We start from the raw sequence: 26,060 nt of genomic DNA, 5'->3' as shown, positions 1-26,060 counted from the left end.
GTGCACTCAGTGCCCGGTAATTGCACCTATAGCCTCTCACACTGAGCACGTGCCCGGACTAAACCCCGCAATATTACGGATACCGCCCTAGCGTCGCGAAGCTCCTTGGTTGCCGTATAGTTCTCTTACAATCTCTACTAGATCGTAATATAAGTAATTACCAATGTTGTAGTCTTGAAGGTGATGCAAATGGACAGGAAAGATTTCCTTCTCGCCATGTATCAGGAGCACGTTACTCAGGCGAGGCAACATGAGGAACAACGATCAGAGGCGACAAGCATGATTTTCGTCTTTGGTGCTGCTGTAGTTTCAGTTCTTTACGGGAGCAATCAGTCGATTATCCATCCAACGGTTCTAGCTGGAGTACTGGTCGGTGTTGGAGTGCTTGGATTTCTTCTTTCGCTGAAGCACTACGAAAGAAATCGATTTCACTCAAAAATTGCCGGTAAATTCCGAGATGCACTAGACGACGAGATGAATCCATCAGCTCCCCGCACAAAGTATCAAAACATGAGCATCAGCGACATCAGAGAATTAGGAAGGATTGAGAGTGAAAGAAACCATCTAGTCCTGTCAAAGATACGTTTGAATTTCTTGTGGAGCCTTAGTTTCTTCGCCTTTATTGCAGTTGGTGCTCACTATTTTTATACAGCATGATTTCTCACAACACCCTGCCGTGCAAAGCCACTACGTTGTCAGCGCCCTCGCCTGTCAGGATTTGCGTTAGCCAAGTGCAGTAAGCATTCATCGCAATTCGCCGAGGCTCCAAGTTAATCGCCTTGTTATAGACTCGTCGCGTCACGTCTGGCGGAGTGTGGTTCACTAGCGCTTGGAGAATTTCCAGCGGAGTGCCTAGCTCACCATGCGTAGTGGCGAATGTCCGACGCAGGTCATGGATTGTAGCATCCCCTACCCCAAGCAAATCCCTGCAACGGTTCCAGCCTGTGGTTAGTGCCGGTGCCCCAATGGGCTTTCCGTTCTGAGGAGACGGGAACAAGTAGGCGGATGGAGTTGGATCGTAAGGCCGACCGTCCTTGCGGTCAGGACGGAGGGGCATTTTGCGGACACGCAGGGTTTCCGCCTCTCGCAGGACATCCATCGCAAGCGCAGGCAATGGAATGACATTGGGCTTGCCGTTCTTAGTCCGCTCCTTCGGCAGGTTCCACAGGGCATTCTCCATATCAATCTCCGCCCAAGGTGTCCCTGCAACCTCCCCTCGTCTTTGACCGGTGACAAGGCAGAACTTGATAGCGAGCACCGTAGCTCGGTCCATGTTCAAGTCTGGGGTATCCAAGGCGGTCCAGAGTGAGCGGATTTCGTCGGGGGTTAGCGTCCGCTCGCGGCTTTCTTCCTTCAGCCTTTCGATATTGAGATAGGGACCCGGAGGCGCAATATAGCCCTTGCTGATAGCGAACTTGAAAAGCCGGGACAGCAGCGAGGCTATTCGGTTCCGCATAACTGGGCTGCCTCTATCCTCAATCCTATCCAGCAGTATCGCAATGTCTCGCGTGGTGATGTCCTTCGCCTTCCGCTTGCCCCAAGCGGGCCTGATTGTGACATCGAAGTTCCGGCGATCCTGATCAATACTGCGCTTCTTGATACGACGCAGATATTCGTCGCATAGATCATCTATCGTCTCGGCCTCTCGTTCAGCCTTGCGAGCCGCCACCACCATTGCGCCAGGATCGATCTTATTGCTCTTACGGTCATTCACTGCGGTAGCATGGGCCTGTCTGGCTTCACTGAGGCTCATCTCAGGGTATGAGCCGTAAGTGATCTTCCGCACCTTCCCACCGAAACGATAAACGCCAACAAACGACCGCTTGCCGGTCTTCCCAACTCGGACACCAAATCCCTTGCCCTCCCAGACCGTATAGCGATCTGCCGTCACCTCATCAGTGACGCTAAAGCTGCAATTCTCAGGAATTCGCCCCCCTTTCAGCCTTTGAATGAATACATCCGTGAATTGGCTTTGTTGGCTCTTGGGCATCGCCGTTCTCCGATAGTTGTTACCCACGAGGGGCTGTGGGTAAACATTTAACAGCGGTTTGGGGCGAACGTCAATAAACGGAAATGCACAGTTTATTTCAGTGTATTCAATGCTTTATAGAGGCGCTTGGCGTTCATTTTCGTATGCCGCCATTTACGAAACCCTGACCGAAAGACAGAGGATCGCCTGGCTGCGCCTGATCCGCTCCGACAATGTCGGCCCAGCCACCTTTCGCGAGCTCATCAATCACTGCGGCACGGCCGAAACCGCGCTTGAGATGCTGCCCGAGCTTTCCCGCCGCGGCGGCTCAGCCCGCGCAATCCGCATCGCGACCGAATCCGACGCAGTCCGAGAACTGGAAGCAGCCGAGCGGTTTGGCGCCCGCTTCGTTGGTATCGGAGAGCCCGGCTATCCTTCGGCCCTTAGACAGATCGACGGCGCGCCGCCGCTCCTTGCCGCCAAGGGCGATCTATCCGCGGCGGCCCGTCCCGGCGTCGGCATCGTCGGCTCCCGCAACGCCTCGATCAGCGGCTGCAAGTTCGCGGCCATGATCGCGCGGGACTGCGGCAGGGCCGGCTATACCATCGTCTCCGGCCTTGCCCGCGGCATCGATACGGCAGCCCATCGCGCAAGCCTCGACACCGGCACGGTCGCGGCGATGGCAGGCGGGCTCGATCAGCCCTACCCTCCCGAAAACCTCGGACTGCTTTCCGAAATATGGAACGGCAACGGCCTTGCCGTCAGCGAGATGCCATTCGGCTGGGAACCGCGCGCCCGCGACTTTCCGCGGCGAAACCGCCTCATTGCCGGCATGGCCCTCGGCGTCGTGGTCGTGGAAGCGGCAACAAGGTCCGGTTCGCTCATCACCGCCCGACTTGCGGGTGAATTCGGAAGGCTTGTCTTTGCGGTGCCGGGCTCGCCGCTCGATCCGCGTTGTCAGGGCACCAACGGCCTGATCAGGGACGGCGCAACGATCGTCACCAGCCCACAGGATATTGCCGAGGCGCTGTCGCCCCTTTCCCAACTCGACCTCTTCTCCGCACCGATCGCGCAGGAGAGCGACGACGAGGATGGAAGGGCCAGCCTTGTGCCACCGGATGATTCAGACCGCGCTACGATCGCCGGCGCACTCGGCCCCACCGCGGTCGAGATCGACGACATCATCCGTCACACGGGCCTGCCTGCCCCGGTTGTCTATCTCGTTCTCCTGGAACTGGACATCGCCGGCCGCCTGCACCGTCACCCCGGTGGACTAGTTTCGCTTGCTATGGTTGATTGATATTGCCTTTTGACCCGATTGGATATCGCCCGCCTCGACATAGGCCATCTCGATCAGGTAGCAGAGGAGGTCTGCCTTCTGGCGCCTGGCGACATGCCGCAGTTCGCCCAGCATCTGCCGGACGTAGGCGATACTCTCTTTCATCTCGGAATCCGCATCGTCTGTTTCTGCAACCTTGGGCACCATGTGACGTCCCTGTCGAATCGCGGCCGGAAGCTCTCCCGGAGACTTCCTCTCTGCACCCTGAGAACGATAACGCAAATATCTTAAATTGCAATACGTATACAATCCCTCATTGGTTGCATCACGTTGCAGAGTGCAAAAATATGGTCGACCCCTTGACCGCAGCGATTTCACTGTCCATGTCGGAGGGCCGGGACCGAGCGAGTTCCGGGAAAACCTCGCCTGTCACTCCGGCGCGACCCTTGCTTAGAGAATCATTATGAATGTTGTAGTGGTGGAATCGCCTGCCAAGGCTAAGACGATCAACAAGTATCTGGGGCCCGGGTACAAGGTGCTCGCGTCGTTTGGCCATGTGCGCGATTTGCCCGCCAAGGATGGCTCGGTGCTTCCCGATCAGGACTTCGAGATGCTGTGGGAGGTGGATGGCGCCTCCTCAAAGCGCATGAAGGACATTGCCGACGCGGTGAAGTCCTCCGACGGCCTGTTTCTCGCAACCGACCCGGATCGCGAAGGCGAGGCCATTTCCTGGCACGTGCTCGACATGCTCAACAAGAAGCGTGTACTGGGCGGCAAGACGGTAAAGCGGGTTGTCTTCAACGCGATCACCAAGAAGGCCGTGCTCGACGCCATGGCCGATCCGCGTGATATCGACGTGCCGCTGGTCGACGCCTACCTCGCCCGCCGTGCGCTCGACTATCTTGTCGGTTTCAACCTCTCGCCGGTGCTGTGGCGCAAACTGCCGGGCGCCCGTTCCGCTGGGCGCGTGCAGTCGGTGGCCCTGCGGCTCGTCTGCGACCGCGAGACCGAAATCGAGCGCTTCGTCACCGAGGAATACTGGAATCTCTCGGCGCTCCTGAAGACGCCGCGCGGCGACGAGTTCGAGGCAAAGCTGGTTTCTGCGAACGGCAAGCGGCTGCAGCCGCGCTCGGTTGGAAACGGCGACGAGGCAGGCAGGCTCAAGGCGCTTCTCGAAGGCGCAAGCTATGTCGTGGACTCGGTCGAAGCCAAGCCGGTCAAGCGCAATCCCGGACCGCCCTTCACGACTTCGACGCTGCAGCAGGCCGCCTCCTCGAAGCTCGGCTTCTCAGCCTCGAGAACCATGCAGATCGCACAGAGGCTTTACGAGGGCGTCGATATCGGCGGAGAAACGGTCGGCCTCATCACCTATATGCGTACGGACGGCGTCCAGATGGCACCGGAAGCGATCGATGCCGCGCGCCTCGCTATCGGCGAACAGTTCGGCGCCCGCTACCTGCCCGAGAAGGCACGCTTCTATTCCACCAAGGCGAAGAACGCCCAGGAGGCCCACGAGGCGATCCGTCCTACCGACTTCAATCGTGTCCCCGACCAGGTACGCAAATTCCTCGATAACGACCAGCTACGCCTCTATGAGCTGATCTGGAAGCGCGGAATTGCCAGCCAGATGGCATCCGCCGAGATCGAGCGCACGACGGTCGAGATCCTCGCCGACGACGGCGGGCAGAAGGCAGGGCTGCGGGCCGTAGGCTCCGTGATCCGTTTCGACGGCTTCATCGCCGCCTATACGGACCAGAAGGAAGACGGCGAGCAGAGCGACGATGATGACGAGGATGGCCGCCTTCCCGAAATCAACGCGCGCGAAAACCTCGCGAAGCAGAAGATCAACGCGACGCAGCACTTCACCGAACCGCCGCCGCGCTATTCGGAAGCCTCGCTGATCAAGAAGATGGAAGAGCTCGGTATCGGCCGGCCATCCACCTATGCCGCGACGCTCGCGACGCTGCGCGACCGCGAATATGTGACGATCGACAAGCGCAAGCTCATCCCCGAGCCCAAGGGCCGGCTCGTGACCGCCTTCCTCGAGAGCTTCTTCACGAAGTACGTCGAGTATGACTTCACCGCCGATCTGGAAGAGAAGCTCGACCGCATCTCCGCCGGCGAGCTGAACTGGAAGGACGTACTGCGTGAATTCTGGACGGCCTTTTTCGCGCAGATCGAGGATACCAAGGAACTTCGTGTCACCAACGTTCTCGACGCGCTGAACGAGGCATTGGCCCCCCTTGTCTTCCCGAAGCGGGAGGATGGTGGCGACCCGCGAATATGCCAGGTGTGCGGCACCGGCCATCTCTCGTTGAAGCTCGGCAGGTACGGAGCTTTCGTCGGCTGCTCGAACTATCCCGAGTGCAACTACACCCGTCAGCTTTCGGCCGAAAACGGTGGCGAGGCGGAGGCTGCGGCGCTCAACGAGCCGAAGAACCTCGGAACCGACCCGGTGACGGGCGAGGATCTGACGCTGCGCAACGGTCGCTTTGGCCCCTATGTCCAGCGCGGCGAAGGCAAGGAGGCCAAGCGCGCCTCCCTGCCAAAGGGCTGGCGGGCGGAGGAAATCGATTACGAGAAGGCGATGGCGCTACTGTCGCTTCCCCGCGACATCGGCAAGCATCCTGAAACAGCCAAGATGATCTCGTCGGGCATCGGCCGCTACGGTCCGTTCCTGCTGCACGATGGCACCTATGCCAATCTCGAGAGCGTCGAGGACGTCTTCACCGTCGGCCTGAACCGCGCCGTGACGCTGCTTGCGGAAAGGCAGAGCAAGGCTTCCGGCGGCAGAAGCCGCGGAACTCCGGCCGCACTCAGGGATCTGGGCGAACATCCGGACGGCGGGTCGATGACCGTACGCGACGGCAAATATGGTCCCTATGTCAACTGGGGCAAGGTCAACGCCACATTGCCCAAGGGCAAGGATCCGCAGTCGGTAACCGTCGAGGAAGCGCTGGCGCTCATCGCGGCCAAAGCGGGCAGCGCCACCAAGAGCTCCGCCCGCGGCAAGTCCGGCGCAAAATCGAAAACTGCCGCGGCCGACGCCAAATCGACAAAGACGTCTGGCAAGACAAAGCCGAAGGCAAAGGCCCCTGCGAAGGCGAAGAAGAGTTCAGAGTGAAGAAAGACCCGCGTGACAGACTGGGCAGCCCGGACGGGCGTCACCGAAAGAGCGCCCACGCGGGAAAGGATCCGGTGGGCGTAGAGCCCCTGAATATCGTGCATGGCCTGCTGCCGCCGCGGGAAGTGATTTTGCGCTTCATCGCGGATCATCCGCAGAAGGCATCGAAGCGTGAACTTGCCAAGGCATTCGGACTGAAGGGCGAGCAGCGCGTCGAGCTCAAGAACCTGCTGCGTGACCTCGAACAAGACGGGATGCTGCAGAAGAACCGCAAGTCGCTGATCCGCCCGGGAGCATTGCCTCCGGTCACGGTCCTCGACATCACGACGCGCGACAAGGACGGCGAACTGATCGGACGACCGGCGGAATGGCCGGACGAGGCCGGCGTTGCGCCTGCAGTCGCCATACGCCAGTCATCCTCCGCTGCCGGCCGCAACGGCAAGGGCAAGGCACCCGTGGCCGGCCTCGGCGATCGCATTCTTGCCAAGATATTTCCGGCCGCGGACCGCGGCGGACCCGCATATACCGCCCGCATCATCAAGGTCATCGACAAGCGGCGCAATGCGCTGCTCGGCGTCTTCCGCGAGACGCCTGGCGGCGGCGGGCGACTGATGCCGATCGACCGTCGCGGCGAGGAGATGGTCGTCGATCCGGGCGATACCGGCGACGCAAGGGACGGCGATCTCATCGAGGTGGAAGTCGCAAGGACTGGACGCTTCGGGCTCCCCAAGTCGAAGGTGCTGTCCGTTATAGGATCCGTCGCCTCCGAGAAGGCGATCTCGATGATCGCGATCTATGCGCACGGCATCCCGCACATCTTCCCGCCCAGCGTGATTGCCGAGGCCGAGGCGGCCAGGCCCGCCACGATGTCGCATCGCGAAGACTGGCGCACGCTCCCGCTGGTCACCATCGACCCGCCCGACGCGAAGGATCACGACGATGCCGTCCACGCCGAGGCGGATCCGTCGCCGGACAATCCTGGCGGCGTGATCGTCACCGTGGCGATCGCCGACGTCTCCTGGTACGTCCGCCCGAACTCCACGCTCGACCGCGAGGCCCTCAAGCGCGGCAATTCGGTCTATTTTCCCGACCGCGTCGTGCCCATGCTTCCGGAGAAAATCTCCAACGATCTCTGCTCGCTGAGGGAAGGCGTCGACCGGCCCGCGCTCGCGGTTCGCATGGTCTTCTCGAAAGAGGGCCGTAAAGCCGGCCACACGTTCCATCGCATCATGATGAAGAGCGCGGCAAAGCTCTCCTATCAGCAGGCGCAGGCGGCAATCGATGGCAAGCCCGACGACAAGACGGGTCCATTGCTGGAACCGATCCTGAGGCCGCTCTGGGACGCCTACGAGAAAATGAAACGCGGCCGCGACCGGCGCCAGCCGCTCGAACTCGACATGCCCGAGCGCAAGATCCTGCTGAAGCCCGACGGTACCGTGGATCGCGTTGTCGTGCCGGCACGCCTCGATGCGCACAAGCTCATCGAGGAGATGATGATCCAGGCAAACGTTGCAGCCGCGGAGACGCTGGAGAAGAAGCGGCAGCCGCTGGTCTACCGCATTCACGACGGCCCGACGCTTGCCAAGCAGGAGATCCTGCGCGAATTCCTCGCCACGCTCGGCATTTCCCTGGCGAAGGGCGGAAACATGCGCGCCAACAATTTCAACGGCATCCTGGCCAAGGCTGAAGGCACGGCCCACCAGACCATGGTGAACGAGATGGTCCTGCGCTCGCAGAGCCAGGCGATCTACAGCCCCGAGAACATCGGACATTTCGGCCTGAACCTGATGAAGTACGCGCATTTCACGTCGCCGATCCGCCGCTATGCGGACCTCATCGTCCACCGCGCGCTGGTCGGCTCCCTCGGCTTCGGCGAGGGAGGAATCACGCCGGAGGAAGAGGCAGCGCTCGACGACGTCGCAGCGGAAATCTCCACCTTCGAGCGGCGCGCCATGGCCGCGGAGCGCGAGACGATCGACCGGCTGATCGCACACCATCTCAGCACCCGTGTCGGCGAGGAATTCGAGGGCCGCGTCTCGGGCGTCACCAAGTCGGGTCTTTTTGTCACCCTGCCGGACTATGGTGCGGACGGTTTCGTTCCTATATCTACGCTCGGCGCGGACTACTTCATCTACGACGAGGCCCACCAGGCCCTGACCGGAGAGAAGACCGGCCGCGGCTATCGTCTCGGAGACACCGTGACGGTCCGGCTGGTGGAAGCGGTGCCGCTCGCCGGCGCCCTGCGCTTCGAAGTCCTCAGCGAGGGACGCAACATGCCGGCCGCGACGCGCTCCTTCCACAAGTCGGGGCGCCGCGACCGCAGCCAGGCCCGCAAGAAGCCGGGCACGAGACCGCCGCGCGGACGCCACTGACAGGGCAGCCCCGGCAGGAAGGAAGCACGATGACGGGCAGTCGATCCGACCGGATCATCCAGTATGGACAGGCGGAGGGAGAACGGCCGATCGGGCGCTCGATCATGCGTGGTCTCGCCTGCAAGTGTCCGGCCTGCGGCGAGGGCCGCCTGTTCCGCGCTTTCCTGAAACCGGTTGACCACTGTGCCACCTGCGGCGAGGCGATGTTCCATCATCGCTCCGACGACCTGCCCCCATACCTCGTCATCCTCGTCCTCGGCCATGTGATCGTCGGCGGATATATGATGACCGACATGGTCTATCCGCTGCCGCTGTGGCTCACGCTCAGCATATGGGCGCCGATCACGGTCATCACCGCCCTTCTTTGCATCCAGCCTATAAAGGGCGGTGTCATCGGCCTGCAGTGGGCGATGCGGATGCACGGTTTCGGCGGACATGACGACAATCCCGAGGATTTCGACCACGGAAACGGCGCCGCGTGAGCGGAACGGTCTCCACCTCTCCCCGGCCGCAAGTCCAGGCAAGGCCACGGGATGCCGCGGCGCTGATCCTTGTCGACCGCTCCGGTAGCCACAACCGCGTCCTGCTCGGCCGCCGGGCCGCCGGTCATGTCTTCATGCCCGATCTCTATGTCTTCCCGGGAGGAAGGCGCGATCCGAGGGATCACGCCCTCGCCTTTTCGCGCGATCTTCACGCGAGCGTGGCCGGGAAGCTTGCAGCTTCGAGCCGCGCCGGCATCAACGTCCGCGCGCTCGCGCTCGCCGCCGTTCGGGAGCTCGAGGAGGAGACGAGCCTGGTCCTGGGCGGACAGGGGTGCAAGGGCGGCAACGCCGGGAATGCGGCAGACCTCAGCTGTCTGCGCTTCATTGCCCGGGCGATCACTCCACCCGGCCATGTCAGACGATACGACACTCGTTTTTTCCTCGCCTTCACCGACGAGGCGGGCGTCGATCCCTCCGATATCCGCGATTCAGAGGAACTCACCGACCTGCGATGGCTTGACATTGCCGACGTTTCTTGTCTGAACATCCCCGACATCACGCGGATCATACTGAACGACGTGGTCGGCCTGCTGGAGGTTGACCCGTCACTTAGATTTGACGTGCCCGTGCCCTTCTATGTTGTGCGCAACGGGCGATTCGTTCGCAATGTTCTCTAAGGATGAATGCATGACTCAGCCGAGCAACGGCACCACAGGCCACGTCGAGGAGATCCATTGGCCTTCGCTCGTTGCAGCCATATCCTCGATCTCGGCAGTGGGGATTGCCATTGGCCTTGGATTGCCGCTCCTCAGCATCATCCTGGAAAAGCGCGGCATCTCGTCGACGCTGATCGGCCTCAATACCGCGATGGCCGGCATTGCCGCCATGGCCGCGGCGCCGGTGACGACCTACCTCGCGCATAAATGGGGCGTCGCGCAGACGATGCTCTGGGCAGTGCTCATTTCCGCAGTGAGCGCATTGGGCTTTTATTATGCCGAGAATTTCTGGCTGTGGTTCCCGCTGCGCGTCGCCTTCCACGGCGCGACGACCACCCTCTTCATTCTCTCGGAATTCTGGATCAATGCCGCCTCGCCGCCATCCAAACGCGGCTTCGTGCTCGGCATCTATGCCACGGTGCTGTCGCTCGGCTTTGCGGCAGGCCCGTTGCTGTTCTCGATGCTCGGCAGCGACGGCATCTATCCGTTTCTGGTCGGTGCCGGGGCAATACTGATCGCGGCCGTCCCCATCTTCATTGCACGCGACGAAAGCCCGGTTCTCGACGAGAAGCCGGAGCTGCACTTCATGCGCTACGTCTTCCTAGTGCCGACGGCGACAGCCGCGGTGTTCATATTCGGCGCGGTGGAGGCCGGCGGACTTTCCCTCTTCCCGATCTATGCGACGCGCACCGGCTCGACCGAATCGCAGGCCGCCCTGCTCCTCACCGTGATGGGCATCGGCAACGTCGTCTTCCAGATACCGCTCGGCATGCTTTCCGACCGTCTCAAGGACAAGCGGCCATTGCTGACCATGATGGCGACCGTCGGCCTCATAGGATCGCTGATGCTGCCCTATCTCGCGGGCAACTGGGTCCTCATGGCCGCGGTCCTTCTCTTCTGGGGCGGCAGCGTTTCCGGGCTCTATACGGTCGGATTGAGCCATCTCGGCTCGCGGCTGACGGGCTCGGACCTTGCGGCCGCCAATGCCGCCTTCGTCTTCTGTTATGCGGTGGGAACGGTCGCGGGGCCGCAGGTCATCGGTGCGGCAATCGACGTCACCGGAAACAATGGTTTTGCCTGGGCAATTGCCTGTTTCTTCGGTGTTTATGTCGTTCTCTCGGGGATACGCCTGCTTTTCAGGCGAAATCGGGCTTGACTTTTCGGGCGCGATTTGTAGTTTCGCGCGAGAATTCGCCGTGGACCCGAACGGGCCGTCCACGGCTTCATTTTTCTTAAAGGCAGGACGACCATGGCCAAGGCTACAACAATCAAGATCAAGCTGCTGTCGACAGCCGACACCGGTTTCTTTTACGTCACGACGAAGAACAGCCGTACGATGACGGACAAGATGACGAAGACCAAGTACGACCCGATTGCCAAGAAGCATGTCGAGTTCAAGGAAACGAAGATCAAGTAATCTCGATCGATCCGTTTCACGGTAAAGCGCGCGCCTCGGCTGCGCGCTTTTTTGTTTTTGGGCATATTTGTTTTCGGGCATTGGAAAAGAAAAACGCCGCGTCTTCCCTTGGAAGAGCGGCGTTTCGATAAGGGGGTCGGCCAGCATGCAATGGCGGCACGAGGAGCCGCGTAGTTTGCCTACCAGCCGACCGACCCCACGACCCAGGAGATGCGGCGGACCTGAGCATCATGGGGTAGACCTGCCCTTACGGGACTTGTCTCTTTATGTGCCGATAATTTGCGCGAAACCGGAAGAAAATCAACAAATTCTTAATGATGAAAAATCCGATATCTCTCTATGGTTAAAATTCCCGCCTTGGCACAGAAATGGACGCGCTGAACTTCTTCAACAACAAAATTACGCCTAATCGATCCTGTTTTGCATGTAAAATAGAAAACAAACAACTCTCTGAGAAAAGCCTATATTGTTCACAGAATAAATCGGAATCTCCCTCACCTTGGGTGAGGGCATTCACGCAGCTAAACATAAATTTCACCCAGAAGTTGGCTGTTGTGCTGGAGAGTAATCAAAGTTTACACGATTGAAAGCGAAAATTTCTCTGATACGTTAAAATTCTCCAATGCACATACCGACGGTAGCGACGGACAAAGTATCCATGCGGAGCGGTTGCGGTCTACCCTCATCAAATAGGGGTAGGATGCGGTGAGCCTGTGGAAAATCGGGCCGGAAGGCGCGCACCACGGTATCGCGCGGGGTCAGGCGGCCGCGGCGACGACCCGGTTGCGACCCGTTTTCTTCGCCTCGTAGAGGGCGCGGTCGGCCTGCTTCATCAGTTGCTCCGGCGTCTCGATCGCGATCGCGCGCGAGGAAAGGCCGAAGGATGCGGTGAGATTGAGCGCCTGGCCCGAGCTGCGCAGCACGAAGGGCATGCTCTCCACTGAGCTTCTCAATCTCTCGGCAACGGATGCGGCGACGTCTTCCGGCGTATCGGGCATGACGATGACGAACTCCTCGCCGCCAAAGCGGCAGGCGAGATCGGCGCCGCGCACCGTCGAGCGGATGCGGCCGGCGAATTCGCGCAGCACTTCGTCGCCCGCATCGTGCCCGTAGGTATCGTTGACCAGCTTGAAGCGGTCGATATCCGTGATGAGGACGGAAAGCGGGCGGCCCCTGACCGTGGCGCGCTTGAACAGCGCCTTCAGGTGACTGTCCAGATAGCGACGGTTGTTGAGGCCGGTCAGCGCATCGGTTACCGCAAGCTCGATCGTTTCCTTGACGCTGGCCCGCAGGCGGTCGTTGTAGCGCTTGCGGCGGATCTGGGTGAGGCTGCGGGCAACGAGCTCGTTCGCATCGACCGGGCGGACGATATAGTCGTTCACGCCGAGGTCGAGCGCGCGCATGACCATCTCATCGGCCCCCTGCTCCGCGATCAGCAGGATCGGCAGGAAGCGCGTGCGGTCCAGTGAGCGCAGCTGCGAGCATAGGCGCAGCGGATCGTAGTCGTCGAAATTGGAATTTACGATGACGAGTTCGAAGGACCGTTCGGCCGCCTCGAACAGCGCGGCCTGTGGGTCTGACATGGCGGAGACCTCCGCGATCGGATTCAGTGCCCGGATGATCCGTTCCTGCGAGCTTGCACGCCCGTCGACCAGGAGAACCTTGCCCACATCGTCGCCCTTGCCCTCGGCGCGCAGGAGATCGTCCATGCCGATCGAATTCGCGGTCTCCATGCGCATGCGCAGTTCGTCGCTCAGCGTCTTCAGGCGCACGAGGCTCTTGACCCGCGAAATGAGCTGGAGGTCGTTGACGGGCTTCGTGAGGAAGTCGTCAGCGCCGGCCTTCAGGCCGCGCACGCGGTCGGTCGGCTGGTCGAGTGCCGTCACCATGACGACCGGGATGTGCGAGGTGCGCGGATTTTCCTTCAGCCGCTCGCAGACCTCGAAGCCATCCATGCCCGGCATCATGACGTCGAGCAGCACGATATCGACCTGATGGTGTTCGCAGACCGCAAGCGCCTCGAAGCCGTCTGCCGCCGACAGGACGTCGAAATACTCCGCCAGCAGCCTCGCCTCGAGAAGCTTCACGTTCGCGGGGACATCGTCCACCACCAGAATGCGTGCAGTCATAACCCCATTCCCGCCCGCCTGCCGTCCGGCATCAGGCATCCCCCAAATATGTCTTTATGGTCTCAATGAATTTTGGAACAGAAATCGGCTTCGACACATAAGCCTCGCAACCGCCCTGGCGGATGCGTTCCTCGTCGCCCTTCATCGCAAAAGCAGTCACCGCGATCACCGGAATGACATGGAGGTCACTGTCCTCCTTCAGCCACTTGGTGACCTCCAGGCCGGAAACCTCCGGAAGCTGGATGTCCATCAGGATCAGATCCGGGCGATGCTTGCGCGCAAGGTCCAGCGCCTCCATGCCGTTCCGCGTCTGGATGGTCGTGTAGCCCGATGCCTCGATCAGGTCACGAAAGAGCTTCATGTTGAGCTCGTTGTCCTCTACGATCATCACCTGTTTGGGCATGACATGCTGTCCCCGCGTCCGACCTTGCAACGGTGTATTAAATATATACATTCGCGAACAAGCCGGCTCCATGAATCCGAGAGCCTTACGCTACCGGTATTTGGTTGAAGAAAAGGTAATTTACCCAGCGAAATGCAAAGCAAATTCAAAACGGGAAAGGCATTTGCGGCCGACCCGCAGGAAACAGCGATCAAAGTTCTTGGATGGCTCGTGGGAGAGCCGGATCTATTCGGCCGTTTCCTTGCGCTTACCGGCGTTGAACCGGGCCAGGTGCGCGATGCGGTGAATGACCCGGGCTTCCTTGCCGGGATGCTCGATTTCCTGATGGGCCATGAGCCGACGCTGGTGGCCTTCTGCGAGGCAAGCGGAATTCCGCCCGAAACGGTCGTCAGCGCGTGGCAGCATTTTTCGCCGCAGGGACTGTCCTCCGGAGAGTATTGACCTTGACTGACGCCATCGAACTCGACGTCTCTCATGTCCGCCTTCAAGACCGACCGCTCGTCGTCTGCGATGTGGATGATGTGGTGCTGCAATTCATCGCCCCCTTCGAAGCCTTCCTGGAGAGCCAAGGTCATCAGTTCCTGCCCCGCTCCTTCCGGCTGCACGGCAACATCGTCTCGAGATCGAGCGGCATTGCGCTCGAGGACGCCGAGGTCACACGCCTGATCGGGGCCTTCTTCGAGGCGCAGGATCAATGGCAGACGCCGTTTGAACTGGTTACGCTAACGCTCGAGGCACTCTCCAAAGAGGCCGACATCATCTTCCTTACGGCCATGCCGCCGCGGTTCGTCGATCAGCGACGCCGACTGCTCGACCGGCTCGGGCTCACCTTCCCGCTGCTGGCGACCGAGCAACCCAAGGGTCCGGTCGTCCAAGCGCTTCACGGGGATCGATCCCTGCCGGTCGCATTCGTCGATGACATGGCCCGTAACCTGCATTCGGTCCGCGACCACGTCTCCGGCTGCCTGCTGCTGCATCTCATGCCCGACTCTGCCGTTCACCGCCTTGCGCCCGCCGCCGAAGCGGGAATCCAGCGGGCCGAAGACTGGCGCCACGCCGCCGCCCTGATCAGCGTCCACATCACACGCTGACGGCCAACCAGCCTTCAGAGCACCATTCGCATCAGCGGTCGGCCGTCTCTTCGCCTTGCAACCTCCGCAAAGCCTGCCGCCTTGAAGATGCGCAACGGCCCGACATAAAGCCCGACGGATTTCGACTGCTTGGTTCGCTCGATCGGACAGCCCTCCAGCAGCCGGGCGCCATTCCGCCTTGCAAAATCGATCGCCGCCGACAGCATCCCATGGCTATGGCCCTTTCCGCGAAATCTGGATGCCATGAAGAAGCAGCTTACCGCCCAGATGCCGGGATCTTCCGCGTCCCCCGCCTCGAGTGGTCTCGACGCGGTCCTCGGCGAATTCCAGCGCGGCAACTCCCCTCTCGGGCCCACCTGCACCCAGGCGAACGGTTCCTCCCCCATATAGCCGAGAAGACCCGGCGGCACCGTCCCGCGCGCGACGCGGGCCCTCATGGCGCCTTTGCGTGCCTCCCTGTCCAGGGCGCGGCGCTCCGGTGCGCTCATGCGAAAATAGGTGCACCAACAGTATTCGCAGCCGCCCTGCGGTCCGAAAAGCGTCTCGAAGTCACTCCACCTGTCCGGCGTCAACGGCCGGGCGTCAAAGTCGTTCGAGATCACCGGGAGACCCCTTCGCTACCTCTTGAGACTCAAAAGCATAGGACATAAAGTGGCGACGTTCAATCTTTGTTCCCATGATGACGAGCGCGCCCGACAAGACCTTAGGCTTCTGCCGAGACTGCCTCAGCGAGCAGCCGGGCGCCCGGCCGCGTTGTCGCGCCTGCGGAAGCCCGCGGCTCGTCTATCATAAGGAACTCTATGGGCTGACGCTCGCTCATATCGATTGCGACGCCTTCTACGCCTCTGTCGAGAAGCGTGACAATCCGGAACTTGCCGACAAGCCGGTCATCATCGGCGGCGGAAAACGCGGCGTGGTCTCGACCGCCTGCTATGTCGCGCGCATCCACGGCGTGCGCTCCGCAATGCCGATGTTCAAGGCGCTGGAGGCCTGCCCGCAGGCGATCGTCATCCGGCCGGACATGGAGAAATACGTGCGTGTCGGCCGCGAAGTCCGTGCCCTCATGCAGGAATTGACACCGCTGGTGCAGCCTCTCTCCATCGACGAGGCCTTCCTTGAGCTCGCCGGCACGGAGCGCCTGCATCATGATCCGCCAGCGCGGACCCTCGCCAAGTTCGCCAAGCGCGTCGAGAAGGAGATCGGCATCACGATCTCGATCGGCCTGTCATATTGCAAGTTCCTCGCCAAGGTCGCCTCCGACCTGCAGAAGCCACGCGGCTTCTCGGTGATCGGACGCGAGGAGGCTGTTTCCTTCCTCGCGCCACGCCCGGTCACGACCATATGGGGCGTCGGAAAGGCGCTGGCCGCAACCATGGAGGGGGATGGCATCCGCACGATCGGCCAGCTCCAGACCATGGAGGAAGGCGATCTCATGCGTCGCTACGGCGTCATGGGCCAGAGGCTCTACCGCCTGTCGCGCGGCGTCGACGACCGCGTGGTGCACCTCAACGACCCGGCCAAGAGCGTTTCCGCCGAGACTACATTCTTCGACGACATATCGCGCCATGATGATCTCGTGCCGATCCTGCGCAATCTCTCCGAAAAGGTGTCGTGGCGGCTGAAGAAGAGCGGCATTGCAGGGCAGACCGTGGTGTTGAAGCTGAAGACCGCCGACTTCAAGCTGCGCACGCGCAACCGGCGCCTCGAGGATCCCACCCAGCTCGCCGACCGGATATTCCGGACTGGTGTCGAACTGCTGGAGCGCGAAACGGGTGGCACGAAATTCCGCCTGATCGGCATCGGCGTCACGGACCTCAGCGACGCGGCCCGTGCCGATCCTCCTGACCTGATCGACCACCAGGCAACGCGCAGGGCGGCGGCCGAGGCGGCGATGGACAAGCTTCGGGACAAATTCGGCAAGGGGACGGTCGAGACCGGATACACATTCGAAGGCGGCAAGCGCGACAAGTAGCGCCGCGGGATCGGTTCACAAGGGCTAAGCCGGGGATGTCCGGGCCTGCTCCAGGATGGCCGCCCTCCCCTTCAAAGCCGCCTCGTAGTCCGGTCGCAGCGCGATGGCGCGTTCATAGCTCCCCAGCGCCTCGTCCAGTCGCCCGACGCGTCTCAGCGCATTGCCGCGATTGTGGAAGGCGATGGCATTGTCCGGCGCCAGCGCAACCGCCCGGTCGTAGCTTGAAATCGCGCGCACGAAGTCGCCGAGCCCGGCAAGCACGTTGCCGTAGTTGCAATGGGCCGATGCTGCGTCGGGCCTGATGCCGAGGGCATGGCGGATCTGTGTCTCCGCCGCCTTCGCATCGCCCTGCTGGAAGAGGACGACGCCCAGCTGGTGATTGGCCTCGAAGTGCCTCGGCTCGGCGGCGATCAGCGCACGATAGCCGGCCGCCGCCTTGGCGAGCTCGCCGGCGCGGTGATGCGCGAAGGTAGCCTCGAACGTGACGGCCTCGTGCAGAGGCGGAGGCGCTGTCTCGGCTGCGTTGATCCGGGCGGCAAGGCGCAGCGCGCCCGCGTGCGCCGGATCCGCCGCAAGGATCTGCCGGCATCCGCGTTGGGCATTCGCAAGTTCGCCGATTTCGAGGAAATGCTCGACCCTGCCCGCCGCGACCGATAGCGAGCGTGGGTCCAAGCGGTCGCCGATGTTGCGCCCCGTCGCGGTCGTTATCCGCATGCGTTCGACGCGGTGTTCCTCCGAGCCGAATATGTATTTGTAGGAATAGTCGCCCGTGCCGAGATCGTAGACGGAGAACCCGTTCTCGATCCCCCAGCGCATGTTGTAGGCGTGGAGCAGCAGCCCGGGCGACGGGTTCTTGAGCGCCGGGTCGCGGCTGCCGAGGAAGCAGATGATCGTTCTCCTTTGACGATCGAGGAGGTTGACGAAGACCGCGACCGGCGTATCGCCCTGCCACAGGATCGGCAGGAAAACGGAGCCGTCGCGAAAGCACCGCGCCAGCATGTGCCTTGAGCTATCGAGGATGGAATCGGCGTAGCGCCTGCTCTTGGCGCCCCATTGCGCCTCCCACATCCGGTAGAAGATCTCCAGGTCGCGTTCGATCGTCTCTTCGGTGGCGTGGGTCACGCGAAGCTCGTCGGCGCCGTCGAGCTTCCTGAGGTAGAGCCTGATGTTGCGCCTTGTCTTCGGCCCCACCTTCTCGGCGAGAAAGGTCTCAAAATCTGCAGGCAGGCGCACGTAGACATAGACGTCGTGATCGATGTCTTCGCCGCCGGAGGTCCTGTGGACCGGACGCGTCACCTTGCCGGTGACGAAATTGCCGGGCGGAAAGCGATCGAGGAAGAGGTCGAGGCGCTCCTGGGAAAGGTAGACGTCGTCGAGATGGAGGCTCGTCCAATTGAAGCCGCGAAGACAGTCCGCGAAGGCCGGGACGGCGCGATCCTCGCAGTCGGGCCTGCACAGCAAACCGGTATAGACGGCATAGTTCGAGGCGCCGGTCATGATCGTGTTGAAGAAACCGCGTTCGCCGTCGAACTCGGTACGCAGCCTCAGTGGAAAGAAGGCGACATACTTTTCGGCATCGGGCGTTTCCTTGGCAGCGAGCACGAACCAGCGTATCGGGCGTTCGAACCAGCTCGCTATCCAGATCCATGACAGGAAATAGTGCGCTTCGGGATCGGCCGCATAGACCTCATCCCAGTTCTCTTTCAGCTTTGCGAGATCCCCGGCCTTTTCAAGCACGTCAATATGCATTTCGGTCCCCCCAGACCGCAGCATATATAAGGATTGCATAAAGTATCGAGCTGAACAATAGTGGGAGGCAGAAGGAGAAGGCGGCCGTTCTCAAGCCTTCCTTAAACTTCGACTACTATTTTGCGGGCAAGTATTGCGTTTGGTTTGGCGTCATGATTTCGCGTTTCCTCTTCGGCCTGGGGCTGCTGTCGGCCACGGCACTGATGCATCCCGTGCTTGCCGCAGACGCACGCAAGCTGCAAATCGTCGTCTCAAAAAGCGAGCAGTCCGTCACGGTCTATGACGGCACCGAGGTTGTCGCCGCGTCCAAGGCTTCGACCGGCAAGCAGGGTCACTCGACGCCGAGCGGTATCTTCTCCGTGCTGGAGAAGGAGAAGTACCACGAATCCAACATCTATTCGAATTCGCCGATGCCCTACATGCAGCGCCTCACATGGTCCGGCATCGCGCTCCATGAATCGAGCTTCGTTCCCGGCTATCCTGCGTCGCATGGATGCGTGCGCCTGCCGAAGGCCTTTGCGCTCCAGCTCTACAAGATGACGAAGCGCGGCGTGCCGGTGATCATTGCCGACAAGGCGGTTGCACCCGAGCCCGTCGATCATCCATCACTCTTCCGTCCGGAAGCCGCTCAAGCGACGCTCGAATTGCTCTCCGACGCCGTGCTGCGGCCAAGCCTTCCGGACAAGGCCGGCCCGCCGGTACAGGTGGCGATGAACGAGCCGCCGAAAACACAGATAAGCGCCAGCACCACCATCGTACCGAGGGTCCAGAAGGAGGATGCTCCGATCCGCATCCTGATTACCCGGCGCGGGGCGCAGGAAACCGTGATCCACCTGCAGCGGATGCTCAATGCGTTGGGCTTTTCGGCCGGCGTCACCGACGGCATGCTCGGCCGCTCCACGATCCAGGCGATCAACACTTTCAAGCAGTTGCGTCCGCTGGAATTCGCGGGCGACCGCCAGCTCGTCTCGGATAAGCTCATCCACGCCGTCTACCAGGCTGCGGGCAGGGGCGAGCCGCCGAACGGGATCCTGATGGTCAGGCAGGACTTTGCGCCGCTGTTCGAGGCGCCGGTAACCATCACCGATCCCGAGGTCGCGCTCGGCACGCACTTCTACACCGTGCATTCCGTCGACCACGAGGAGGGCACGGCAGAATGGGTGGGCATGACGCTGGAGGACCGGCTGAGCAAGGCCGCAATGAAGCGTCTCGGCATCCGCTCCTACGAAAAGGCGGTCGTCTCCAACGTGCCGGTCGACGTGCTCGACCGCATCTCGATCCCGGAAGAGACGCGCCGCATGGTCGGCGACCTCCTGAGTTCCGGCTCGACGCTGACGATCACGGATTCAGGGCTCGGCACAGAGACCGGCAAGGGCACCGACTTCATCACCATCACCCGCGACGGCTCCGGCTGAAGCCTGCCGGGCGTCACACCAGTTCCACGTCGACCACGCCCGGCGCCGTGCGCAATGCGGCGGCAATTTCCGGCGTGATGCGGAACCTCTCCGAGAGAGCCACCTCGATTTCACGCCTCCCGTCCTCCTTGATCACGATGAAGGAGACGAGCCCATCGCCCTTGGCGTTGAGATGGGTGGCGACTGCCCTCAATGGCCCGGAATCGCGGACATAGACCCTCAGCGCCTTCTGCATCTGCAGCGACTTCTCTTCCAGCGACTGCGCCGTCTGCAGGCGCAGGCTGACGCCTTCCGGACGCTCGTCGGCCTGCGCGGTGATGACGAAGGATTTGCCGACTTCAAGCACATCCCGGTACTGGTTCAGCGTCTCCGAGAAGAGCACCGCCTCGAACTGCCCGGAAGAGTCCGAGAAGACGAAGATGCCCATCTTGTTGCCGGTACGGGTCTTGCGCTCCTGCTTCGAAATGACGGTGCCCGCGAGACGGGCGTTGGCTGCCCCCTGCTTCACGGCGATGGAGAAATCCGCAAAGGTCTGGACGCGCATCTTCTGCAGCATGGCGTTGTAGGTATCGAGCGGGTGGGCCGTGAGATAAAAGCCCAGCACCTGGAACTCCTTCAGAAGCCGCTCGGAGGCGAGCCAGGGCGTGAAGGTCGGGAAGGATATCCGCTCGGGTCCGGAGGCGCCTCCGCTGCCGAACATGTCGGACTGGCCACTGACCTTGTTTTCCTGGGCGCGCTGGGCATAGCCGGAGATGCGCTCGAGCCCTGCCACCAGTTGAGCACGGTCGATGCCGAAGCTATCGAACGCACCGGCATAGACAAGGCTTTCGAGAACACGGCGGTTGATCTGCTTCGGATCAATGCGCAGGCAGAAATCCTCGATGCTCGCAAAGGGCCGGTCGCCGCGCACCTCGACGACATGATCGACGGCAGATTCGCCGACGCCCTTGATCGCAGCGAGAGCATAATAGATGCGGTTGTCGCCGGTCTCGAAATGGCGGAACGAAGTCTGCACCGACGGCGCGATCACCTCGATGCCGAGCCGCTTGGCATCCTGGCGGAAGTCGTTGACCTTCTCGGTGTTCGACATGTCGAGGGTCATCGAGGCCGCCAGGAACTCCACCGGATAATGCGCCTTCATATAGGCTGTCTGGTAGGAGACGATCGCGTAGGCGGCGGCGTGGGACTTGTTGAAGCCGTAGTTCGCGAACTTGGCGAGGAGCTCGAAGATCGTATCGGCCTGCGGCTTCGACACGCCGTTCTTGACGGCGCCAACGACGAAGCGCTCGCGCTGCTGGTCCATCTCCGCCTTGATCTTCTTGCCCATGGCACGACGCAGCAGGTCGGCCTCGCCAAGCGAATAGCCGGAAAGGACCTGGGCGATCTGCATCACCTGTTCCTGATAGACGATGACGCCCTGCGTTTCCTTCAGGAGGTGGTCGATCATCGGGTGGATCGACGCGAGCTCCTCCTCGCCGTGCTTGCGAGCATTGTAGACCGGAATGTTCTCCATCGGCCCCGGTCGGTAGAGCGCAACCAGCGCGATGATATCCTCGATGCAGTCCGGCTTCATGCCGATCAGCGCCTTGCGCATGCCCGCACTTTCCACCTGGAACACGCCGACCGTCTCGCCGCGTGACAGCATGTCGTAGGTCTTCTTGTCATCCAGAGGGATGGAGGCAAGGTCGACGCTGATGCCGCGTTTCGCCACGAAATCGACGGCGACCTTCAGCACAGTCAACGTCTTCAGGCCGAGGAAGTCGAACTTGACGAGGCCCGCCTGCTCGACCCACTTCATGTTGAACTGCGTGACCGGCATGTCCGAGCGCGGATCGCGGTACATCGGCACGAGCTTGGAGAGCGGACGGTCGCCGATGACGATGCCGGCGGCGTGGGTCGAGGCGTGGCGATACAGGCCCTCGATCTTCTGGGCGATGTCGAGCAGACGCGCGACCACGGGCTCCTTCTCCGCCTCCTCCCTCAGCTTCGGCTCCTCCTCGATTGCCTTGGAGAGCGGCGTCGGATTGGCCGGGTTGTTCGGTACCAGCTTGCAGATCTTGTCGACCTGGCCATAGGGCATTTCCAGCACGCGGCCGACGTCGCGCAGCGCAGCACGCGCCTGCAGCGAACCGAAGGTTATGATCTGCGCCACCTGCTCGCGGCCGTATTTCTGCTGGACGTAGCGGATCACTTCTTCGCGGCGGTCCTGGCAGAAGTCGATGTCGAAGTCCGGCATCGACACGCGCTCGGGATTGAGGAAGCGTTCGAAGAGCAACGAAAAGCGCAGCGGATCGACATCGGTGATCGTCAATGCATAGGCGACGAGCGAGCCCGCGCCCGAGCCGCGGCCCGGGCCGACGGGAATGTCCTGCTGCTTGGCCCACTTGATGAAGTCGGCAACGATGAGGAAGTAGCCGGGAAACTTCATGCGCTCGATGACGCTGAGCTCGAATTCCAGCCGCTCGCGGTAATCCTTCTCCTCGTAGCCCGGCGACATGCCAAGCGTTGCGAGCCGCATGTCCAGGCCTTCGACGGCCTGGCGGCGCAGCTCGCCGGACTCGGCACGCTCTGCCTCCTCGGGATCGTCCGTGGCACCGGTAAAGCGCGGCAGGATCGGCTTGCGCGTCTGCAGCACGAAGGAGCAGCGTCGCGCGATCTCGACGGTATTTTCGAGAGCCTCCGGCAGATCGGCGAAGAGCTTGGCCATATCCGCCCTGCCCTTCAGATAGTGATCCTGCGTCAGGCGAAAGCGGCTGTCATCCGAGACGATGGCATTGTGCGCCACCGCCATCAGCGCGTCGTGCGCGTCGTAGTCTGCCCGTGTCGGGAAGAAGGCCTCGTTGGTGGCGACCAGCGGCAGCGCGTGCTGGTAGGCGAGCGCAACGATCCGGCGCTCATGGGCGCGGTCATAGGTGCCGTGACGCTGCAATTCGACATAGAGGCGGTCGCCGAACAGGCGCTTCAGTTCGAGGAGCCTTCTTTCCGCAGGCGCGCGATGACCATCCTTCAAGGCCGAATCGACCGGTCCGCCCAGAGCGCCCGTGAGAGCGATGAGGCCCTCCGTTCCGATTTCCGCGAGCCAGGACGCCCGTATGTGAGCCGCCTGGCTGCCCTCTCCCCCAAGATAGGCACGGCTGACGAGGTCCACGAGACGCTCATAGCCGGCGGCGGTCGCCGAGAGAAGGACGATCGAAGGCAGCTTCGCCAGCGCTTGCTGGCCCGCGCGCCTTTCTGTTTCCAGGCCGTCTTCCATGTCGATCGAGACCTGGCAGCCGATGATCGGCTGCAGCCCTTCGTCCATCGCCTTCTGCGCGAATTCGAGTGCGACGAAGAGGTTGTTGGTATCGGTAATGGCGATGGCCGGCTGATCGTCAGCAACGGCCTTCGCGAGCACCTTCTTGAGCGGCAAGGCGCCCTCGAGAAGCGAATAGGCGGAATGCACGCGCAGATGGACGAACTGGGGAGTATCCCCCACGTCCTTCGGTGCTGATTTCACATTCGCCGCATCTGCCATGTCCGCGCCCTATCCACTTCCTGAATCAGGTTATTTTCGGGCGCGGAGCAGTGAGAGTCCAGTTCGGATTTCCTCGTTCAACGGCTTTCGAACGAGCGGCCGGTCACATGGCCATGATGATGATGGAAAGGCTTGCCACGAAGGTGGCAATGGAAGCGAATGCGGCAATGTCACGAAAAATGTCAGTCATCGTTGTCTCCCGAATTCCTTTATGTTTTTATTTTGTTCACATTTCGTACCGGAGTCAACAGGAGAACAAAAAGAGAATCGTGGATTGGAGATTATGGTTAAGATCGGGCCTGTAACAAGACGGAGTGCGGCCTTGGCGATCGCGGTATTTTTCCTCGGGTGATCCTCGGGTCCAGCCAGAGGACGCTGATCGGCCGGGACACGTCGAGTGCCTCGTTTGCAATTTGATAGGTGACACGCGACGTGTCCCGTTCGGTGTTCTTTGCCACGCAATTCCGATCCCTCTGCGCGGATACCGGCACCTTTTCCAGGGAAGCGCTCGCGGCGATTTGCGCCGGACGCTCCGAAAGGTTCAAGCCTTCGGCAAGAACCAGTCGCCGGTCCAATCATGTGTGCGGCACACGCACGCCCCGCCATTTTTCAGGCGAGAGGGAGACCATTTTCTGCGCAGCCCCCAATGATCCGCCTGCATCACCAGCAGACCAGAAGGCACCGGCCCCGTCTCGCCGGCGATGCGTATCCGGTGCAGCCGAAACGGAACGAGGCGATTATAGGCACGAGTTGGAGGTGCGGGGATGAGACGTGTGCGAATTTGCGGAGTTATGGATCAAATGCCACCAACTGGCAGTGATGCAGGATTGACCGCTTTGCGCCAGTAGCGGACATTGCGGCAGTCGCAAAACTCCTTATTCTGGGACGTTGCAAAAGTCAGAAAAACAATTCTCGCTTTAATTGGGAATTCTGCGACAAAGAAAATTTTAGTCGCAAGAAACGGGTGGCCTATAGCTCCGTAGATCAGGCCATCTGTCCTCATGTATTGCACATGAGGACAAACGATGTTGAATTCCACCCAATCGGCTCCACTACCCCCCGCATTCAAACGCATAGGCTGGTCGAATCTCTTCGCACAGTTTTCCGAGCAGATAGCATTGGCAGCCGCTCCATTGGCGGCGGTTTTGTTGCTTGGTGCAGGGCCGGTTGAAACGGGATGGCTGCAAATGGCGCAAACCCTTCCGTTTTTGTTGCTGTCCATTCCCGCCGGACTTGCCGTTGATCGGGCCTCGCGCAAAACATTGATGGTGGGATCGGAGGTCCTACGCAGCTTTTCCCTTATCGTTATTGTATTGCTTTTAGTATCTGGACTGCTGAATGTGCCGCTACTCGCAGTTCTCGGCTTCATTGGAGCCGTCGGGACGGTTTGTTACAGCGTGGCCGCTCCTGCGATTATTCCCTCGATTGTACCCCGTGCACGACTTGGCGATGCGAACCGCTGGCTTGAATTGGTGCGCAGCGCCGCATTTGCCGCTGGCCCCGCTCTTGGTGGTGCATTGGTCGGTTGGACCGGCGCTTCTACTGCCTATGTCCTTGCAACCGTGCTTTCCATTCTGGCCGCGCTGTATCTAGCAAGCATTCCAAAAGACAATGTGACACCACGCCCCTTCAGCAACCCGCTACAAGACCTGAAGGCGGGAGCGACATTCGTTGCACATCATAAATTCCTGCTTCCGATCCTGTTCACCGCGATTTTCTTTAATACCGCGTGGGTGATTTTGATAGCAGTCTTTGTTGCCTACGCCGTCCAGAACCTCGGCATGAGTGCAACCCAGGTAGGCATTGCGTTGGGAGTTGATGGTGTCGGCATGATTGTAGGAGCCATGATCGTGCCCGTCCTCGCGCGGCGCTTTTCGGTTGGAACCATGATTGTTCTGGGGCCGCTCGGAGGATTTTGTGGAGCCTGCCTCATGTTGTTGACACTCTGGTTTCCTTCATTCTGGCTGGTATGCATCAGTTTCTTCGTGTTCGGCGTCGGGCCAATCCTTTGGAGCATCACGACGATGACGTTGCGTCAGGCGGTTACGCCAAACGTCATGCTTGGTCGAGTTTCGGCGCTGATAATGACCGCCACCTATGGTTCAAGGCCGCTCGGAGCTGCGCTCGGTGCTCTAGTCGCTGGCTATTTCGGCGTTGCAGCATGTCTATTCTTGGCAACAGGAGGATTCTTGGTCCAGTTTCTGATTATCCTCCTATCGCCTGTGCCGGGACTACGTGCCCTGCCGGTTGAACAAGAGACTGTCTTTGGGCAGGTTTAACGGCCAGTCGTCGCAAAAATCCTAGATTCCGCGACAGAAGCACTTAGATTGAACCTTCAGGGAAATCTTCGTCGCGAAACTCACTTGCAAAAGTCAGTGTCTTGCGACCGATATTTGCGACAACCAATGACCGGTTTGGGCCCAGAAGC

The 26,060-nt window shown here is 61.0% G+C and carries 21 protein-coding genes; 13 read left to right on the top strand and 8 right to left on the bottom strand.

The features are described from left to right. Window positions 1–189: 189 nt before the first annotated feature. Window positions 190–657, top strand: coding sequence for a hypothetical protein (locus EV286_RS19610; RefSeq protein WP_132958837.1), 468 nt, complete (start codon window positions 190–192; stop codon window positions 655–657). A 4-nt stretch (window positions 658–661) separates the two neighbouring features. Here the strand turns inward: EV286_RS19610 and EV286_RS19605 are convergent, their stop codons facing one another. Continuing rightward, window positions 662–1,990 (bottom strand): tyrosine-type recombinase/integrase, encoded by a 1,329-nt coding sequence (locus EV286_RS19605; protein WP_132958836.1) that lies wholly within the window; start codon window positions 1,988–1,990, stop codon window positions 662–664. A gap of 109 nt (window positions 1,991–2,099) precedes the next feature. On the opposite strand from EV286_RS19605, the gene dprA reads away from it, so the two are divergent. Further along, entirely contained in the window at window positions 2,100–3,269 is a 1,170-nt protein-coding gene (dprA, locus tag EV286_RS19600) for a DNA-processing protein DprA (RefSeq protein WP_132958835.1), read from the top strand. Here the strand turns inward: dprA and EV286_RS19595 are convergent. Beyond that, complete coding sequence (locus EV286_RS19595; RefSeq protein WP_348633566.1) at window positions 3,243–3,413, bottom strand: hypothetical protein; 171 nt, start codon at window positions 3,411–3,413, stop codon at window positions 3,243–3,245. The genes dprA and EV286_RS19595 overlap by 27 nt on opposite strands. 298 nt (window positions 3,414–3,711) lie before the next feature. Between EV286_RS19595 and topA the strand changes: the two genes are divergently transcribed. The 6 genes from topA to rpmG all read left to right on the top strand — a co-directional run bounded on the left by topA (window position 3,712) and on the right by rpmG (window position 11,359). Then, entirely contained in the window at window positions 3,712–6,372 is a 2,661-nt protein-coding gene (gene topA / locus EV286_RS19590; RefSeq protein ID WP_132958833.1) for a type I DNA topoisomerase, read from the top strand. 20 nt (window positions 6,373–6,392) lie between these two features. Continuing rightward, the gene (gene rnr / locus EV286_RS19585; RefSeq protein ID WP_245500775.1) at window positions 6,393–8,744 is read left to right on the top strand and encodes a ribonuclease R; all 2,352 of its coding nucleotides are present in this window, start codon (window positions 6,393–6,395) and stop codon (window positions 8,742–8,744) included. A 29-nt stretch (window positions 8,745–8,773) separates the two neighbouring features. After that, window positions 8,774–9,226, top strand: a complete 453-nt coding sequence (locus EV286_RS19580; protein WP_132958831.1) for a DUF983 domain-containing protein — start codon at window positions 8,774–8,776, stop codon at window positions 9,224–9,226. Then, window positions 9,223–9,903 carry an NUDIX hydrolase gene (locus EV286_RS19575; RefSeq protein ID WP_132958830.1) on the top strand — a complete coding sequence of 227 codons (681 nt, stop codon included), beginning with the start codon at window positions 9,223–9,225 and terminating at the stop codon, window positions 9,901–9,903. The genes EV286_RS19580 and EV286_RS19575 overlap by 4 nt, the downstream gene beginning before the upstream one ends. A 10-nt stretch (window positions 9,904–9,913) precedes the next feature. Continuing rightward, window positions 9,914–11,098: an MFS transporter gene (locus tag EV286_RS19570; protein WP_132958829.1), complete on the top strand. Its 1,185-nt coding sequence runs from the start codon at window positions 9,914–9,916 to the stop codon at window positions 11,096–11,098. A gap of 93 nt (window positions 11,099–11,191) precedes the next feature. Beyond that, window positions 11,192–11,359 carry a 50S ribosomal protein L33 gene (gene rpmG / locus EV286_RS19565; RefSeq protein ID WP_003587245.1) on the top strand — a complete coding sequence of 56 codons (168 nt, stop codon included), beginning with the start codon at window positions 11,192–11,194 and terminating at the stop codon, window positions 11,357–11,359. A 758-nt stretch (window positions 11,360–12,117) separates the two neighbouring features. Here rpmG and EV286_RS19560 read toward each other — a convergent pair. Together EV286_RS19560 and EV286_RS19555 are read right to left on the bottom strand one after the other, a co-directional pair. Next, a complete protein-coding gene (locus EV286_RS19560; protein ID WP_132958828.1) occupies window positions 12,118–13,488 on the bottom strand; it encodes a PleD family two-component system response regulator in 1,371 nt (456 codons plus the stop codon). A gap of 31 nt (window positions 13,489–13,519) precedes the next feature. Then, a complete protein-coding gene (locus EV286_RS19555) occupies window positions 13,520–13,891 on the bottom strand; it encodes a response regulator (protein ID WP_132958827.1) in 372 nt (123 codons plus the stop codon). Window positions 13,892–14,023: 132 nt separating this feature from the next. On the opposite strand from EV286_RS19555, the gene EV286_RS19550 reads away from it, so the two are divergent. Next, window positions 14,024–14,332, top strand: a complete 309-nt coding sequence (locus EV286_RS19550; RefSeq protein ID WP_132958826.1) for a DUF3572 domain-containing protein — start codon at window positions 14,024–14,026, stop codon at window positions 14,330–14,332. Window positions 14,333–14,334: 2 nt separating this feature from the next. Continuing rightward, window positions 14,335–14,982, top strand: a complete 648-nt coding sequence (locus tag EV286_RS19545; protein ID WP_132958825.1) for a hypothetical protein — start codon at window positions 14,335–14,337, stop codon at window positions 14,980–14,982. Between the two features lie 14 nt (window positions 14,983–14,996). Here the strand turns inward: EV286_RS19545 and EV286_RS19540 are convergent, their stop codons facing one another. Then, the gene (locus EV286_RS19540; RefSeq protein WP_207909891.1) at window positions 14,997–15,584 is read right to left on the bottom strand and encodes a GNAT family N-acetyltransferase; all 588 of its coding nucleotides are present in this window, start codon (window positions 15,582–15,584) and stop codon (window positions 14,997–14,999) included. A gap of 77 nt (window positions 15,585–15,661) precedes the next feature. Here EV286_RS19540 and EV286_RS19535 point away from each other — a divergent pair, with 77 nt between their 5' ends. Beyond that, a complete protein-coding gene (locus EV286_RS19535; protein WP_132959046.1) occupies window positions 15,662–16,954 on the top strand; it encodes a DNA polymerase IV in 1,293 nt (430 codons plus the stop codon). Between the two features lie 24 nt (window positions 16,955–16,978). On the opposite strand, the gene EV286_RS19530 is transcribed toward EV286_RS19535, so the two are convergent. After that, window positions 16,979–18,703 (bottom strand): GNAT family N-acetyltransferase, encoded by a 1,725-nt coding sequence (locus EV286_RS19530; protein WP_165932887.1) that lies wholly within the window; start codon window positions 18,701–18,703, stop codon window positions 16,979–16,981. 152 nt (window positions 18,704–18,855) lie between these two features. Between EV286_RS19530 and EV286_RS19525 the strand changes: the two genes are divergently transcribed. Next, the gene (locus EV286_RS19525; RefSeq protein ID WP_132958823.1) at window positions 18,856–20,118 is read left to right on the top strand and encodes a L,D-transpeptidase family protein; all 1,263 of its coding nucleotides are present in this window, start codon (window positions 18,856–18,858) and stop codon (window positions 20,116–20,118) included. Between the two features lie 13 nt (window positions 20,119–20,131). Here EV286_RS19525 and dnaE read toward each other — a convergent pair whose 3' ends face one another. After that, complete coding sequence (gene dnaE / locus EV286_RS19520) at window positions 20,132–23,632, bottom strand: DNA polymerase III subunit alpha (protein ID WP_132958822.1); 3,501 nt, start codon at window positions 23,630–23,632, stop codon at window positions 20,132–20,134. A gap of 796 nt (window positions 23,633–24,428) precedes the next feature. After that, window positions 24,429–24,671 (bottom strand): hypothetical protein, encoded by a 243-nt coding sequence (locus EV286_RS19515; RefSeq protein WP_132958821.1) that lies wholly within the window; start codon window positions 24,669–24,671, stop codon window positions 24,429–24,431. On the opposite strand from EV286_RS19515, the gene EV286_RS19510 reads away from it, so the two are divergent. After that, on the top strand, window positions 24,658–25,911 hold the full coding sequence (locus tag EV286_RS19510; RefSeq protein ID WP_132958820.1) for an MFS transporter: 1,254 nt from the start codon (window positions 24,658–24,660) through the stop codon (window positions 25,909–25,911). The two genes, EV286_RS19515 and EV286_RS19510, sit on opposite strands and share 14 nt — an antisense overlap. The last annotated feature ends 149 nt before the right edge of the window (window positions 25,912–26,060 follow it).

The organism is Rhizobium sp. BK251, assembly GCF_004345245.1.
GTDB lineage: Bacteria > Pseudomonadota > Alphaproteobacteria > Rhizobiales > Rhizobiaceae > Rhizobium.
Note: the sequence above shows the minus strand (reverse complement) of the source record. Positions and strands in the feature narration are given on the sequence as shown.

What these genes read in the sequence shown, in the direction of transcription:
- EV286_RS19610 (WP_132958837.1), top strand. Translation starts at nt 190, where the DNA reads ATGGACAGGAAAGATTTCCTTCTCGCCATGTATCAGGAGCACGTTACT.
- EV286_RS19605 (WP_132958836.1), bottom strand. Translation starts at nt 1,990, where the DNA reads ATGCCCAAGAGCCAACAAAGCCAATTCACGGATGTATTCATTCAAAGG.
- dprA (WP_132958835.1), top strand. Translation starts at nt 2,100, where the DNA reads ATGCTTTATAGAGGCGCTTGGCGTTCATTTTCGTATGCCGCCATTTAC.
- EV286_RS19595 (WP_348633566.1), bottom strand. Translation starts at nt 3,413, where the DNA reads ATGAAAGAGAGTATCGCCTACGTCCGGCAGATGCTGGGCGAACTGCGG.
- topA (WP_132958833.1), top strand. Translation starts at nt 3,712, where the DNA reads ATGAATGTTGTAGTGGTGGAATCGCCTGCCAAGGCTAAGACGATCAAC.
- EV286_RS19580 (WP_132958831.1), top strand. Translation starts at nt 8,774, where the DNA reads ATGACGGGCAGTCGATCCGACCGGATCATCCAGTATGGACAGGCGGAG.
- EV286_RS19570 (WP_132958829.1), top strand. Translation starts at nt 9,914, where the DNA reads ATGACTCAGCCGAGCAACGGCACCACAGGCCACGTCGAGGAGATCCAT.
- rpmG (WP_003587245.1), top strand. Translation starts at nt 11,192, where the DNA reads ATGGCCAAGGCTACAACAATCAAGATCAAGCTGCTGTCGACAGCCGAC.
- EV286_RS19560 (WP_132958828.1), bottom strand. Translation starts at nt 13,488, where the DNA reads ATGACTGCACGCATTCTGGTGGTGGACGATGTCCCCGCGAACGTGAAG.
- EV286_RS19555 (WP_132958827.1), bottom strand. Translation starts at nt 13,891, where the DNA reads ATGCCCAAACAGGTGATGATCGTAGAGGACAACGAGCTCAACATGAAG.
- EV286_RS19550 (WP_132958826.1), top strand. Translation starts at nt 14,024, where the DNA reads ATGCAAAGCAAATTCAAAACGGGAAAGGCATTTGCGGCCGACCCGCAG.
- EV286_RS19535 (WP_132959046.1), top strand. Translation starts at nt 15,662, where the DNA reads ATGACGAGCGCGCCCGACAAGACCTTAGGCTTCTGCCGAGACTGCCTC.
- EV286_RS19530 (WP_165932887.1), bottom strand. Translation starts at nt 18,703, where the DNA reads ATGCATATTGACGTGCTTGAAAAGGCCGGGGATCTCGCAAAGCTGAAA.
- EV286_RS19525 (WP_132958823.1), top strand. Translation starts at nt 18,856, where the DNA reads ATGATTTCGCGTTTCCTCTTCGGCCTGGGGCTGCTGTCGGCCACGGCA.
- dnaE (WP_132958822.1), bottom strand. Translation starts at nt 23,632, where the DNA reads ATGGCAGATGCGGCGAATGTGAAATCAGCACCGAAGGACGTGGGGGAT.
- EV286_RS19510 (WP_132958820.1), top strand. Translation starts at nt 24,658, where the DNA reads ATGTTGAATTCCACCCAATCGGCTCCACTACCCCCCGCATTCAAACGC.